We start from the raw sequence: 14,543 nt of genomic DNA on the forward strand, positions 1-14,543 counted from the left end.
TGTCTTCTCATCGCTCACCTACATCACCTTCCTCTCTGTGCGTCCCAGCATCCGCGCCAACTCGGCGCGACCCCGGCTTATTCGGCTCTTTACGGTGCCCTCCGGCACACGCAGAACCGCGGCAATCTCTCGGTAATCCATGTCCTGCAGATCACGCAGGATCACAGCCTCGCGCAACTCCGGCGAAAGCTGTTTCAGCGCATGCTGGATGCGAACCCGCATCTCCTGTCGCGCCACCTGCTCCATCTGGTTCGGCCGTGTGTCGGCCAGGCGTTCCGCCATGGTGGGGCCGTCTTCGTCGTGCAGGTTTTCATCCAGCGAATCCGTCGCGCGGTCCAGCCGCGTGCGGCGAAAGTGGTCCACCAGCATGTTGCGTGTCAACGTGGTCAGCCACGTCGTGAACGCGCCCTTTTCCGGATCAAACCCAGGCAGATTCTTGTAGACCTTCAGGAACACATCCTGCGTCAGGTCTTCCGCATCCGTGGGCGATCCCGTAAAGCGATAGCAAATGCCGTACACCCGGCGATGCTGCGCGACGACCAGTTGCTGCCACGCGGACGAATCGCCGCGCAGGCACGCATACACCAGCCGGTGCAGCGCTTGCAGCTCCTGCGCCTTTGCCGCGTCCATTACGGGCGCAGAAGGCGCAGCCGCATTCCACGGTTCCAGATTCCGACTTTCCTCTGGTGAACGCTGCAAATTCTGTCCCTCTGCCAGTTGCGACAGTGTACCGTGCGCATCGCCCGTTGCCGATGCCTCAAGCGGCACATCCGTCAACGCGCCGCGACGGTCGCGGATCACCGGCAGGTCCTGCCCGCGCAAACTCAAAATGTTCGCCTCCGCAACCTTCTTCCCGCGGCGCGGCGTCTTCTGCTCCTCAACCGCGGCTGCCGGAGCCTCAACCACCGCAGGCCGCGGCGGCAGAACCTTTGCAGAACGGGGTGCGGCTGGCATCTTCCAGCCCGTCATCCCGGGGAACATCGGCGTCATCGCAATGGACAGCGTACCCATGAAATGCAGTACGCAAGAGATTGCGATTCAGTTCCACACGGAAGCATTCTTTTTCACAGGCAAATGTGCCTCTGGCACAAAAGTGGGACGAACGCCGAAGCATCCGTCCCATCCCTTGCTAAATCCCCTGTTTCTTTGGATTTCGGACTGATTTAGTTCTGCTTCTCAGCCTTCGTCACACGCCAGACTGTATTCGCCCCATCTTCGACAACGATGATGGAGTTATCCTTCGCAATCGTGATGCCCACCGGCCGCCCCCAGACCTTGCCATCCGGCGTGGTAAAGCCAGTCAGAAAGTCCTCGTATTCGCCCAGTGCCTTGCCGTTTTTCACCGGGATACGGGCCACTTCATACCCTGTGCGTTCCTTGCGATTCCAGGAACCATGTTCCGCGGCGAAGATGTCGCCCTTCGTCACACCCGGCAGCCCTTTCCCCTCATAAAACGTCATCTGCAGCGAGCCGTTATGCGGCTGCATCAACACGTCCGGCGTAATCACCTTTGCCTGCAATTCCGGATGTTTCCCGGCATGGCGAGGATCCTGCTTGCCACCCATGTACCACCACGGCCAGCCGTAGAATCCGCCCTCCTGCACATGCGTGATGTAGTCCGGCACCAGGTGGTTCCCCAGCAGATCGCGCTCATTCACGCTGCACCACAGTTCACCCGTCTCCGGCTGAATCGCCTCGCCTACGCAGTTGCGAATGCCATAGGCAAACACCTTCACAAACGTGCCATCTGGCTTGTACTCCAGCACATCCGCGCGATTTTTCTCCGTCGCATGCGTATCCGGGTCATCCACATTCGACCCCGACCCGACGGACACAAACATCCGCTGGCCATCCTTGGAAAACACCACATCGCGCGTCCAGTGCCCACCACCCGCCGGAATGCCGCTGACCACCGTCTCCGCCGCGCCCGTGGCCTTCATGTCGCCGCTCTTATACGGGAAACGCACCACGGAATCCGTATTCCCCACATAGACATACTGCGGGTTATCCGCGGGCCAGAAGTTGATGCCAAACGGCTTGTTCAATCCCGTCGCAAACACCTCGCGCTGCGCCGCCCGGCCATTCGCACCAACACCACGCAGCACAATCACCGACCCCGTGCCCGAATCCGCCAGGAACAGATCGCCATTCGGAGCCGTCCGGATCAGTCTCGGTATCTTGAATCCGCCCTCGGCATACAGCTCCACGCGATACCCCGGTTTCGCAACCGGAACCGCTCCATTACGCGGCACCAGTTGCGGCCCATTCGCCACCGTCTCATCGGGATGCGGCGCGGGCAAATCGGCCAGCGTAATGTGAATGCGATTGCCGGGCTTTTCATCCACGGCATTTTCAAAGGCATCCTGCCCCGTCTTCACCTGCGCGGCAAGTGTCGAGGCGAACAGAATTGCAGAACAAAAAACGGCGGCGCGACGGAAGTTGTCCATGCCCCATGAAATGCCCTGCGCACGCATTTTGCAACTGCAATCGAACGCCATGAATCAGCCGCTCTCACGTTGCCACATCGACACGCTGAGCCAGCTTCACCATGTGCACAATCGGAAGGCGGCTTCCGTTCGGCAGAGGCACCTCAACGCGTTCCCGTTCCTGGTATCCCTTCAGCGCATACAGCGCCACACCGGTCAGGGTCGATCCCATCTCAAACCGCTGAAACCCGGCCTCATGCGCCGCATTTTCACAGTGCTCCAGGATCAGGGAACCCAAACCCTGCCGCGCCCATTCCGGATGAATAAAAATCGCGCGAATCTTCGCTGCATCCACTGCCGGATCAAGCACCTCTGGAACTCTTCCCGGCCCGTGATCGCTTCCAAACAGCGTCCTGCGAAAACTCCACCCACCACACCCGGCAATCACCTCCGGCTGCTCTGCCGGACACGCTACAAAGTACGTTTCATCCTGAATCAGTTGCGTATCCACGCCGAACACATGGCCCAGCGCACCATCCCTCTGCTCTGCCGTGTACTCGTTCGTTTGCAACTGCCGCACCGAAGCCTCAATCAGCCGATGCAGCGCAGGAATATCCTCCAGCGTCGCAGTACGAATATGAAATCGGGAACTCAAGCCTTACTTCCCGCCCACCGCTTCACTCAGCAGCGAACGCGAAACATCACCCGTAATCACCACGCGAGTCTTTTTCTGCTCCACGCTCAGCGAAGCAAACGCCTGGTGCAACACAGCATCCTGCGGCGTTGCCGTCCCCTGCGAAAAGCCGCGCACCAGCGTCAGGATGGTGGCAAGATTCGCCGCTGTCTGCACCGCATCCGCTTCGGTAGGCGCAAGCTCCTCCACCCGCAATTGCAGGCTTCCGCGGAACGCAAGCGACACGATGAAATCCGTATCCTCGCTCATCGGCAGCGTCACACCAAACACCTGGATATTGCCGCGATCACTGAACGGCAACCCCACATGCCCAATGCCCCACGCCAGCGCAAAGTAAGGCACCTCGCGATACCGCAGCGACAGCAGCGAAGACCCCGACAACGGCGAAGCCCCCGCCGCATACCGATCAATCACAGAATGAATCTGTTCCGGTGTGGGCATGTTGCTCGCTGCAACCATGTCGTATCCCAGCGCGCTCACACGCATCACTCGGCCTTCATTGCCGGGAACGGTGTACACCGTATGCCCCGCGTAATTCTCCGTCGCAACGCTGTTGTGTTCCAGATACTCCGTCAGCTTGCGCGAATCGAATCGGCCCTCCATCACACCCGTGTACGCCACCACGCCATTCGGCCCATTCGGGTTAGGCATGCGATGCACGGAGACGGCGATGCGGTCCAGATCCCGTTCCCAGTGGAATCCCGTACCATCCAGAAACTTCGCATACTCCGGCGAAGGCGCAACCGACTTCTCATCGAAGTGTGTCGCCGTACGCACCGGCTTCAGATTCATGTAGAGGATGGCATCGGATTCCGGCAGCAGACGCGCCACTTCAGGCGGCGCATGAAAGCGCAGCACCAGCGCCACAATCAGCACCACAATCAGCGCAAGGGGAATGCCCAGGGAATACAGCCGGCGTTTTCGTCGCGGTTCCACTCCACAGCAGAATAGCGCGACCGTAATCATTCCGGGAAAAGGTTTTGAAGGGGACGGGCTTCAGCCCGTCCGTTATCGCTTCTTTTAACTCTTCTCGTTGTTATCTCGTCGAAGGCGAGATAACAACGAGAAGAAGACCGCCTATACCGTCGCAGCCTGATGCGACGCACGCAACGGCAGGCGCAACGTGGCCATCACCACCGCCACATTCATCACGCAAAGAAATCCAAACACCCAGGCGAACGCCACAGGCTGCGTTCCCTGCTCCATCCCCCACGCCAGCAGCGTCGCACACAACGTCGTCAACGTCGGCCCGCCCAATCGCTGCACGATGTTCATGGAAGTCGTCGCCATCGGCAACTCTCTGCGCGGCACCGAAAGATACGCCGCCGTAATCGAAGGCAATCCAATCGCGCCCTGTCCCATGCCTCGCAGAAACAACGCAATCACCAGCACAGGAAGAGTCAAACCACGTATCGACATCAGCACAAACGGGACCGTCGTCAATGCAACAACCGCTGCCCCAGCCACAGCCAGCCTGCGAATCCCGAATCGCTCCTGCAACCATCCGTTCGACGGATATACCAGCAGCATCCCCACGCCCAGCGGTATCAACAACCATCCCACCTTCGCAGGCGACATCCCCATCTGTCGCACCAGCAGATACGGCAGCAACAACTGAAACGAATACACCGCGCCGTTCGACAGAAACTGCGTCACCGCAGCCACACGAAACGTTCCGTGAAACAACTTCAGATCCACCAGCGCATCGTCTCCACGAGACCGCGCATGACGCACAAACAACACGAAACACAACGCCGCCACCAGCAGCAGCGCCAGCCCCATGCGTTCCCGCACATGGTCCGCGCCATAGAGGAACAGCACCATACCCGGCGAAAGAATCGCCAGTCCCTTCAAATCCAGCGAACGCGGATTACGTTCCGCCTCATCATTCGGCAGCAGAAACATCGCGCACAACACCGCCACAACACCCACCGGCACATTCACCAGGAACAACCAGTGCCACGAAGCATGTTGCAGAATCGCGCCTGCAATCACCGGCCCCACCAGTGGCCCCAACAAGATCGGCAGCGTCGCATACCCCATTACACGCGCCATATCCTTGCCCGCCACGCGCGCCATCATCAACTGCGCCATCGGCGCCAGCAGCCCACCGCTCAATCCCTGCAGCACGCGAAACGCCACCAGCATCTCCGCGGAAGACGCAGCGGCACACAGCGCCGACGACACCGTAAACGTCGTCAGGCACACCATGTACAACCGCCGTGCGCCCATGCGGTCCACCAGCCATCCATTCAGCGGCAGCATGAATGCCAGCGCCAACAAATAGCCGCTGGTCACCCACTGCATCACGGAAAGATTGCTGTGCAGGTCCCGCACCAGCGTAGGCAGCGATACATTCACCACCGTCGCATCCATCTGCGACAGGAACGATCCCATAACGGCGACCGCTCCCACCTTCCAGATCAACGCCGTGTGCGCACGTTCTGTCTCCACGCTAGGCAAGTGCTGCAACCACCTCATCCGTCAAACGCACCAGCCCCGCACGCGGGAAGATGTTCTTAAACGCAAAGTCCTGCATCTCCTGGCTGAACGTGGCGCACGCATCCTCCACCACCACAAACGCAAACCCCAGGCCGGTTCCCTGCCGGAACGTCGACTCCACGCCGATGTTCGTTGCAATGCCCGCCAGCACAATCGTCTCCACGCCACGCGCGCGCAACTCCGCCTCAAGATTCGTCTGTGCAAATGCGCCCCAGTGCCGCTTCGCAATCACCAGGTCACCCTCCTGCTTCCCGGCCTCCGGCACAATCTCGCTGGCCATCGCTGGGATCTCCTTCGGAAGCTGCGTCGGTTCATCCGCCGGCGGCCGCATAAAATCCTGCAGCTTCACATGCACATACACCACCGTCCCGCCCTTCGTCCGCAGCGCCTCCGCCATACGCCGCGAACGCGCAATCACATCCTTCGCCGCATAGGGCTGCACATCCCGCCCCACAATCGCGTGCTGCAAATCAATGAGAACCAGCGCCGTCTTCTTCGCTTCCAGTGAAAGTGCCTTATCCGCCATGCGTGTCATCTCCTGTTCACAAAATATGAGGATGCCCTCACATTTCACTATTGCTAGAATATGAGGGTGTCCTCAACTTCGTCAATCCCGGTACGCCGCGCACCCCGCCAGGATCGCGCCACAAAGCGCGTAGAGGCGTTTCTTGGCGCTGCCGAGGCCCTCTTCGTAGAACAGGGATACGAAGGCACAACCATGACCGCGATAGCAGAACGCGCCGGTTCTTCTATCGGTGCGCTCTACAGCTACTTCCCCGATAAAGTCGCGCTGGCACGCGCGTTGGCCTCGCAATACGTGGACGCACTGGCCGCTTACTGGACACCAGCGTTTGAACAACTCGACGGCGCTTCCGCAAAGAAATTCGCAGAACGTTTCCTCGACAGTTTTCTTGAATTCATCGCGGCCCAGCCGGCCTACCTGCAACTGCAGGCAGCACCCGTGCGCTTTCGCCGCGACCCCGCCACCCGCCACGCCTTTCGCGTCGTACTGCAAAAAGCGTTGCAGCGGTGCGCTCCGCAACTCGAAGACACACGCGCCTATCTCTGCGCCAACACCGTGCTGCAGATCACCAAGGGCATGGTCACGCTCTACGCCGACAGCAACGCCGCAGACAAGCCACGCGTCGTTACGGAATTCAAGAACGTCCTCTCGCTCTACCTGAAAAGCGTCTTCGCCGAAAAGCGCAGTTAAAGCGCCGGATCAACCCGCATTGCATTCTCCGTCAGCGTGCTGTCGCGCAGTTTCATAAAGCTTCGTTCCACCGCAACATGCAGAACAATCGCAACACCAAAGCATGACACCGTATAAAGCAGCCATGACGCAGGCCCATGCGGCTTCGCAATCTCCGGAAAGCGCTCCATTACATAATGCGCAACTGGCTTATGCGTCAGGTAGAGACTGAAAGCAAGTGCAGCCACAGTCTCCGCGCCCGGAACACGCACGCAAGCAAGCCATCCATTCACGCTCATGGCCGATACGGTAATCATTCCCAAACCAAAAGCAAGCAACGGAAAACCAACGATCATGCCCCACTTCGCCGGACCTTCACTGTTGCCCATGTCCTGATTGCGGAAGAGCCAGATAACGCTAGCCACACACAACAGTCCTGCAAAGAACAGCGCGTGACCACGTTCCGTAAGTCGCTTCCACCACAGCGGACGGAAGATTTCGACCAGCGCAAGCATAACGCCCACCAGCAAACCATCAAGCCGCGTATAGGTTGGGTAATACACCCGCTGATAAATTTCTTCCGGATAACGCAGCACTAGCCACCAGCGCAGCACAATGCCACCAAGTACCACCGCTGCGATAAGCGCTACGGTGCGGCGCAGCGAAGGCTTCTTCATCATCACCAGCACAAGCAATGGCAGCACAAGGTAAAAGTGCTCTTCCACGCAGAGTGACCATGCATGTGAAAAGGCACGCGTCGCGAACGTAAAGCCAAAGTTCTGGGTAAAGGTAAGAAACTTCCAAAGCGGCGGCAGCGCAGGAAAGTCTCGCCATGCAGGCACCAGAAAATACAGCGCAACAACCGTAAGATACGCAGGCAGGATGCGAAAGGCCCGGCGCAGATAGAACTCTTTGAGCGATGGCTTGTGCTCGCGCAGATACGGCTTTAGTAACTGCCTGCCAATGAGGTAACCGCTCAGCACAAAGAAGAGATCGACGCCCATCCAGCCGTGCCAGGTAACTGTGATGAGTTGCATGGGTAACTCACCAAAGATCGTCAGGTGGTAGAAGACCACCGCCAGAACGGCGAAGGCACGCAAGGTATCGAGGCCATGCAAACGGCTGATGTGCTTCGTCATGGTGTGAGTGGGTCGCGGAGCGAGAGCGAATTCAGACTATCGCATCTTCGTGTGAATCAGCCGGTAACATTCTGGGTTTCGCGATGTAGTGCCAGTGGTATGCACAGATATAGATACTGTGCGGCATGTAAGCCGCAGACAATACTCGCCGTCCCATAAAGTGCAGGAGACGCATTGGCACTGGCCGACTTGGTTTATCCGGAGACCTAAGTTATCGCCTTCGCTCATATCGCCCCGAGCGCAACTTCGACGGAGAGATTACATGAAACCAAACTCATTGCTGATGAGACTGGTGGTCGATAAAAACCACGAACCGGATGAAAAAGATTGGTGTCCCCCTCTTGATCGGCGTGCAGCGCTGAAGATTCTCAGCATGGGTGCAGTCGGAAGCGCCGTTACAGGTTGCGGAAACAGCGCCACCACCACCTCTTCCGCAACCAGCACCACGCTCTCACTGGCCGCATCTGCCACCTCGGCCACGGTCGGTACTTCCATCACACTTACCGCAATGGTTGCACCCTCTGCCGCCACTGGAACCGTCACGTTCTACAGTGGGACCACAGTCCTCGGAAGCGCGACGCTAAGCTCTGGTACGGCAACACTCACCACTACCTTTTCAAGCGCACAAACAGCATCCGTCACTGCCGTTTATTCCGGCGACGGCACTTACTCCGGCAGCACTTCCAGCGCACTTACTATTACCATTACAACGCAGCAAGGCACCACCGCAACCAGCACAGCACTTAGTGTCTCTACCACGGCAACCACTGTAGGTAGCTCCATCATCCTCACCGCGCAGGTAACACCATCAGCCGCCACTGGGACCGTTACGTTCTACAACGGCACCACCTCGCTCGGCACAGGCACGCTGTCTAGCGGCATTGCAACATTAACCGTCACCTTCAGCACCGCCCAGACGGCTTCGCTCAAAGCAACCTATGCAGGAGACAGCACCTATGCTTCCAGCACGTCAGGGGTTGTGTCAGTGTCCGTAACGGCCAGCAGCACGTCCTGCGGAACAACAATCCCCGCGGTGACAGAAGGCCCTTACTGGACGGACGATAGTGCCTCTGGCTATAACCGCTCGACTATCACGTCCGACATTGGCGGGACAAACACACAAACAGGTGTGCCTTTTACCCTGACGCTTTATATCTACGACCGCAAGAATAGCTGCGCAGCCATGCAGAATGTCCAGGTGGATATATGGCACTGTAATGCTGCGGGCGTTTACTCGGGTATCAAGAGTTCCACAAACGGCAACGGCGTCGATTACACCAGCCAGAGCTGGCTGCGCGGCTATCAACTCTCAGACAGCACCGGCATGGTAAAGTTCGTCACCATCGTTCCCGGCTGGTACACCGGCCGAACCACACACATTCACATGCGTCTGCGGTCCACATACGACACATCGTCTGACGGCAGCACAAACACCGCGCAACTATTCTTCGACCAGACATTTATTGACAGTCTGGACACCACTGCCTCCCCTTACAGCAGTGAAGGCAAGAATTCTGTAACCAACGCGGGCGATTCTATCTACAACTCCGAAGGCGGCACCACGTTACTAAGTCTCAGCGGTTCCGCCAGCGCAGGCTACGCAGCCGCATTCAGCATCTACCTTCCACTTAGCTAAGTGGAAGGTAGATGAGGCAAAGCACTTACTCCGAAATAGAGAAGGTATAAATCTTTCCGGCATGCGCAATCCCCGGAGCGCCCGCAGAACCGGGAGCAAGCACGCCATACTCACCCTTCTGCAGATCACGCGGTACAGTGAATCCAAACAGCCGCGAACTTATCTTGTGAATGGGAATATCCAGCGCATCGCGGTCCGCGCCTGTTTCTGAATGGAAGACATTTCCTGTCTTCACGCGAAACTCACGGCGATCACTCTTCTCATGAAAGCGCAGGATCACATACTCCACCGCATCCACCTGCGTACCCGGTGCAAGAATCATCATCTCCGTGCCGGGTGAAATCTTCAGGTGCGACTTCGGCCCGCTCACCACGCCGTTTTCATCTTTCTTGATGATGTTGTTCGTCGCCAGACTTTTCAGCGCGCCACCATCGCGATACTTCACCAGTTCCGGCCCAACCGCTTCCCACTGCCCCTGCACGTTCTTGAAATACAAACCCGGATCATCGGAATTCACTGACAGCGGAGTCACCTCCACCGGCACAACAGGATGCATCTCCAGCCCGCTGTTCTTCGCCAGCATCGCCGTAATCACTGCCTGCGACACACCCGCTTCCTTCAGAGCAATCAGGTCATCCGGCCCCGTCCTGTACTCGCCCGGCTGTGAACGCACCGTTTGCAACAGGATGCTGTCGTCCAGCCCCGCCTTGCTCATCTTCACAATGGCATCGTTGTTCAACACGGAGCCATGCTGCTTCGCCGCAGTTTTTCCGCTATCGGACAACTGCGGCAACGGCCCCTCAACACCACCCTGCGCATGCAGAAGAGGAGTAACGACAAACAAAGCGGAAACAAGGAAACGACGCATCGGAATGAAAGGGCTCCGCAAAGCAGAATGACACAGATATAGACGATTCGCCCCACCATTCGCGTACTACTGCCATTTCAATTCGACGGAAGCCGAAGAACGCGTGTATACAGTTTTCGCGAAGGAGCATTGAGTATGAATCGACGCGAACTGCTGCAGACCGGAGCCCTGGCGCTTGCCACAACTGGCACCACACGGTGGATGATGGGACAGGGGAGTTCCATGAACGATCACGCTGCCGTACCGCGCACCAACTGGGCCAGGAACCTGCATTACAGCACCAACCACGTCTATGCGCCCACCGACGCCGCGCAGGTGCCGGAGATCGTCAAGGCCAACGCAAAGCTCAAAGGCCTCGGCTCGCGCCACTGTTTCAACAACATCGCCGACTCCACCGCCGCGCAGATTTCCATGCGCGAAGTGAAAGGCATCTTCATCGACGCGGCAGCAAAGACCGTCACCGTCGGCGCGGGCATTGCGTATGGCGAACTCGCACCGACGCTGGACAAAGCCGGATTTGCACTCGCCAACCTCGCCTCGCTGCCGCACATCTCCGTCGGCGGCACCATCGCCACGGCAACCCACGGCTCCGGCGTGAATAACAAGAACCTCTCCGCCGCCGTCCGCGCACTCGAAATCGTCAAGGCCGACGGCACTGTCCTGCACCTCTCCCGCGACCACGATGGCGACCGCTTCCGCAACGCCGTCGTCCACCTCGGAGCCATCGGCGTCGTCACAAAGGTCACGCTCGATATCCTGCCGCGCTACGACATGTCGCAGGTCGTCTACCAGAACCTGTCGTTCGATCAACTCGAGCACAACCTGGAAACCATCATGGCCTCCGGCTACTCTGTCTCACTCTTCACCGACTGGCAGAAGAACCGCGTGAACCAGGTCTGGATCAAGGACAAGGCGACGGCACAAAAACAGATGCCGCCCATGTTCTACGGGGCCACGCTGCAAAAACGCAAAATGCACCCTATCGACGACCATCCCGCCGACGCCTGCACCGAACAGATGGGCACCATCGGCCCGTGGTACCTCCGCCTGCCACACTTCAAGATGGAGTTCACGCCCTCCAGCGGCGAAGAAATTCAAACTGAATTCTTCGTCGCCCGCAGTGACGGCTACCAAGCCATCCGCGCCGTAGAAAAGCTGCGCGACCGCATTACGCCGCACCTCTTCATCACGGAACTCCGCTCCATCGCGGCAGACGACCTGCCCATGAGCATGGCCTACCAGCGCGACTCGCTCGCCATCCACTTCACATGGAAGCCGGAACCGGAAGCTGTCCTGAACGTGCTGCCCGACATCCAGAAAGCGCTGGAACCCTTCGGCGCGCGACCGCACTGGGGCAAGGTCTTCACCATCGACCCCGCCTACCTCCACAGGCAATACGCGGAACTCGACCACTTCCGCGCCTTCGCCAGGGAGATGGACCCCACCGGAAAATTCCGCAACGCCTATCTGGAGAGGAATATCTTCGGCTAGCTCATTCACACACACACCAGTAGCGAAAAGTGATTATGGTAACGTAGGCCACAGACACACAATCACTTGCGCCCACTTACTCTGAATTCGCTTCGTCGAGTCACGTCGAGTCGTCTCTATATTCCGGAGATTGACGGCCTGCGTTTTATTGCGATCGCATATGTGGTGATCTTCCACATCTCCGAGCTCACACGTTTTACAGGAGCTCCCATCACCCAGGGCGTTTTGTTCACACCGCTCTTCACCGCGATTCATCACGGAGCTCGCGGCGTTCCATTCTTTTTCGCAATCAGCGGCATGGTTCTGGGACTGCCGTTCGCCCGCCACCATCTCGCCGGACACGACCGCGTTGCATTAAAGCCATATCTGATGCGGCGTGTGACGCGACTGGAGCCGCCCTATCTCGCCAACCTGTTTCTGCGTATGCCATTAGCGATGGCAGCCAAACACATCCCATTGATGAGCGGCATCAGCCATCTTGCCGTCTCCATCTTCTACGCGGACTGGATCATCTATGGCGCTACTCCTGCCATCCACCCTCCATCCTGGTCGCTCGCGGTGGAAGTCCAGTTCTATCTGCTCGCGCCGGCAATTGCATGGGTCCTGTATCGCGGAACGGACAGCGTGCGCTGGCTTGTCAGTCTTGCGCTCCTTGTAGGAGGCTGCTTCGCTTCGTGGTACTTCGCGGGAGAAGAACTTCACGGTGCGGCGCGTCTGTCGATCCTCTACTTCTCCCAATACTTCATCGCCGGCATGTTGATGGCCGATATTTATGTCACCAGCATGGAACGCATCCCGGAGACGTTCGTCTGGGATCTGCTCGCGTTTCCGAGTCTCATTGCATTCTTTCTTGTGCCGGACCAGTTTGCGCGATTCCTGCTTGCCCCTATCATCGTGATCGTATTTCTGGCGGCGTTCCGTGGCCGCCTGCTCCGCCCGTTCCTTCGGCTGCCGGTAGTCTCCATTACGGGTGGCATGTGTTACAGCATCTATCTCACCCATTCCCTGACATTGCAGGGTGGGATGGCGGCACTCGTCTGGGGCCGTGACCGTCTCGGCCTTCACCCCGATTTCTGGGTTCTCTATGCGGTCGCGCTGCTCACCATCATCCCGTTGATCCTGTTCATCGCAGTCATCTTCTTTGTTTTGATCGAACGTCCGTGCATGGACCCGCACTGGCCTCACAAGCTGATGAAATGGCTTCGGGAACGCCCCCAGCCGCAGCCGCTTCAGGCCTGAATTCCACCGGCACACGCCCCCGGAATTTGTGCTAAAGTCAAAGACAGCGCTGCGCACGTCATGGCAGCGTTGTTTGTTGTGCGTGCGTTTGTTTTGGGCCGGTGCACTTCGAGTGGGCTGGCGGCAGAGATGGGCTGGCGTAGCTCAGCCGGTAGAGCATCTGATTTGTAATCAGAGGGTCGGGGGTTCAAATCCCTTCGTCAGCTCCAGCATCCCGATTCCCAGGCAACACAACAGGCTGAAGTGCACAGGTGGCCGAGTGGTTAATGGCAGCAGACTGTAAATCTGCCACGCAACGCGTTACGAAGGTTCGAATCCTTCCCTGTGCACCATAAGATTTAAGGGGTTCTCGGAGGTATGAGAACCTCGGAAGATGAAGATGGACGGACCTGGATCACAGCAGCGAATGTACGTCGCGCTTGGGGTGATCGCAATCGCCGCCATTGGAATCGGGCTCACCATGGAACCCGGAAAATACCGGAGCCTTGCGTGGGTGTTATTAGGGTTTTTCGCGTTTCGTGTGCTCTTGGGCAGGCAAAGCGCAGTTCGAAGAGGGCGCAACCAACGGCCTTCAACGAAGCAGGGCTGATGTAGCTCAGTGGCAGAGCACTCCCTTGGTAAGGGAGAGGTCGAGGGTTCAATCCCCTCCATCAGCTCCATAGTTTCAAGCTATTAGCTATTGGCTATTAGCTTTTAGCTGGCAACAAGTTAGCTAGAAGCTAACGGCTAAGAGCTAACAGCTTTAAGGCGCGGGAGTAACTCAGTGGTAGAGTCACAGCCTTCCAAGCTGTTGGTCGCGGGTTCGATCCCCGTCTCCCGCTCCAGAGTTTCAAGGTAGGAGTCTCCAGGACACGGCATGTACGAGCAAGCAACCATCGCAGTCGAGAACCAGCAGGCATTCGACGCCGTCAAATCGGCCATCGACAACTCTTTCTCTTCGGCCAAGGTGTCGGACTTCCTCAAGTCGCTGGACCGCTCGAAGCTCCGCATCCGCGAGTTTGAAGCAGTCGCGCAGGCTGGCAAGCTGGGACCCAGCGCCGAACAGGCTTACAAAAGCCTGAACGACGGCGATCAGGGCATGATCCGCGAGCATTACCTCTCCACGCTGGAGAAGGTGGACCCGACCCTGCGCCAGAAATACCTGAAGGTCTACGCCTACTACTGAGGCCAGCCGACCTCCCCGTAAAAGTTTCCCTGGGCTTGGAGCCGCACCGTGCGGCAGCCCGCACCACGTTCTGAAACCATCTTTGGAGCCGCCTGGCAAACGGCTTACAACTCAGGAGCAAGAGAGCAATGGCGAAGGAAAAATTTGATCGTAGTAAGCCGCATGTAAACGTTGGGACGATTGGTCATATT

The 14,543-nt window shown here is 58.1% G+C and carries 13 protein-coding genes and 4 tRNA genes; 9 read left to right on the forward strand and 8 right to left on the reverse strand.

The annotated features are described in order from the left end of the window. Positions 1–18 precede the first annotated feature (18 nt). From AB6729_RS16845 to AB6729_RS16870, 6 genes are all read right to left on the reverse strand, one after another. The gene (locus tag AB6729_RS16845) at positions 19–1,011 is read right to left on the reverse strand and encodes an RNA polymerase sigma factor (protein WP_371082823.1); all 993 of its coding nucleotides are present in this window, start codon (positions 1,009–1,011) and stop codon (positions 19–21) included. A gap of 152 nt (positions 1,012–1,163) precedes the next feature. Beyond that, entirely contained in the window at positions 1,164–2,447 is a 1,284-nt protein-coding gene (locus tag AB6729_RS16850) for a sorbosone dehydrogenase family protein (protein ID WP_371082836.1), read from the reverse strand. Between the two features lie 64 nt (positions 2,448–2,511). Beyond that, positions 2,512–3,081: a GNAT family N-acetyltransferase gene (locus AB6729_RS16855; protein WP_371082824.1), complete on the reverse strand. Its 570-nt coding sequence runs from the start codon at positions 3,079–3,081 to the stop codon at positions 2,512–2,514. A gap of 3 nt (positions 3,082–3,084) precedes the next feature. After that, complete coding sequence (locus AB6729_RS16860) at positions 3,085–4,056, reverse strand: hypothetical protein (protein ID WP_371082825.1); 972 nt, start codon at positions 4,054–4,056, stop codon at positions 3,085–3,087. A gap of 141 nt (positions 4,057–4,197) precedes the next feature. After that, on the reverse strand, positions 4,198–5,592 hold the full coding sequence (locus AB6729_RS16865; RefSeq protein ID WP_371082826.1) for a DHA2 family efflux MFS transporter permease subunit: 1,395 nt from the start codon (positions 5,590–5,592) through the stop codon (positions 4,198–4,200). Then, complete coding sequence (locus AB6729_RS16870; protein ID WP_371082827.1) at positions 5,576–6,148, reverse strand: isochorismatase family protein; 573 nt, start codon at positions 6,146–6,148, stop codon at positions 5,576–5,578. The genes AB6729_RS16865 and AB6729_RS16870 overlap by 17 nt, the downstream gene beginning before the upstream one ends. Before the next feature lie 66 nt (positions 6,149–6,214). Between AB6729_RS16870 and AB6729_RS16875 the strand changes: the two genes are divergently transcribed. Continuing rightward, on the forward strand, positions 6,215–6,835 hold the full coding sequence (locus AB6729_RS16875; RefSeq protein ID WP_371082828.1) for a TetR/AcrR family transcriptional regulator: 621 nt from the start codon (positions 6,215–6,217) through the stop codon (positions 6,833–6,835). On the opposite strand, the gene AB6729_RS16880 is transcribed toward AB6729_RS16875, so the two are convergent. Beyond that, positions 6,832–7,953 carry an acyltransferase family protein gene (locus AB6729_RS16880; protein ID WP_371082829.1) on the reverse strand — a complete coding sequence of 374 codons (1,122 nt, stop codon included), beginning with the start codon at positions 7,951–7,953 and terminating at the stop codon, positions 6,832–6,834. The two genes, AB6729_RS16875 and AB6729_RS16880, sit on opposite strands and share 4 nt — an antisense overlap. A 262-nt stretch (positions 7,954–8,215) precedes the next feature. Here AB6729_RS16880 and AB6729_RS16885 point away from each other — a divergent pair, with 262 nt between their 5' ends. Further along, positions 8,216–9,589 (forward strand): Ig-like domain repeat protein, encoded by a 1,374-nt coding sequence (locus AB6729_RS16885; RefSeq protein ID WP_371082830.1) that lies wholly within the window; start codon positions 8,216–8,218, stop codon positions 9,587–9,589. Between the two features lie 25 nt (positions 9,590–9,614). On the opposite strand, the gene AB6729_RS16890 is transcribed toward AB6729_RS16885, so the two are convergent. After that, positions 9,615–10,457, reverse strand: a complete 843-nt coding sequence (locus tag AB6729_RS16890; RefSeq protein WP_371082831.1) for a hypothetical protein — start codon at positions 10,455–10,457, stop codon at positions 9,615–9,617. Between the two features lie 135 nt (positions 10,458–10,592). On the opposite strand from AB6729_RS16890, the gene AB6729_RS16895 reads away from it, so the two are divergent. The 7 genes from AB6729_RS16895 (at position 10,593) to AB6729_RS16925 (ending at position 14,352) form a co-directional block, all read left to right on the forward strand. After that, positions 10,593–11,948 carry an FAD-binding protein gene (locus AB6729_RS16895; protein WP_371082832.1) on the forward strand — a complete coding sequence of 452 codons (1,356 nt, stop codon included), beginning with the start codon at positions 10,593–10,595 and terminating at the stop codon, positions 11,946–11,948. A gap of 66 nt (positions 11,949–12,014) precedes the next feature. After that, positions 12,015–13,187, forward strand: a complete 1,173-nt coding sequence (locus AB6729_RS16900; RefSeq protein ID WP_371082833.1) for an acyltransferase family protein — start codon at positions 12,015–12,017, stop codon at positions 13,185–13,187. 133 nt (positions 13,188–13,320) lie between these two features. Next, positions 13,321–13,396, forward strand: a tRNA-Thr gene (locus AB6729_RS16905). Positions 13,397–13,432: 36 nt separating this feature from the next. Next, positions 13,433–13,519 (forward strand) — tRNA-Tyr (locus tag AB6729_RS16910). 252 nt (positions 13,520–13,771) lie between these two features. Beyond that, a tRNA-Thr gene (locus tag AB6729_RS16915) sits at positions 13,772–13,846 on the forward strand. A gap of 90 nt (positions 13,847–13,936) precedes the next feature. Next, positions 13,937–14,011: transfer RNA gene (locus AB6729_RS16920), tRNA-Gly, on the forward strand. 32 nt (positions 14,012–14,043) lie between these two features. After that, positions 14,044–14,352, forward strand: a complete 309-nt coding sequence (locus tag AB6729_RS16925) for a hypothetical protein (protein WP_371082834.1) — start codon at positions 14,044–14,046, stop codon at positions 14,350–14,352. Positions 14,353–14,543: the final 191 nt, after the last annotated feature.

Origin of the sequence: Terriglobus sp. RCC_193 (assembly GCF_041355105.1) — a bacterium.
GTDB lineage: Bacteria > Acidobacteriota > Terriglobia > Terriglobales > Acidobacteriaceae > Terriglobus.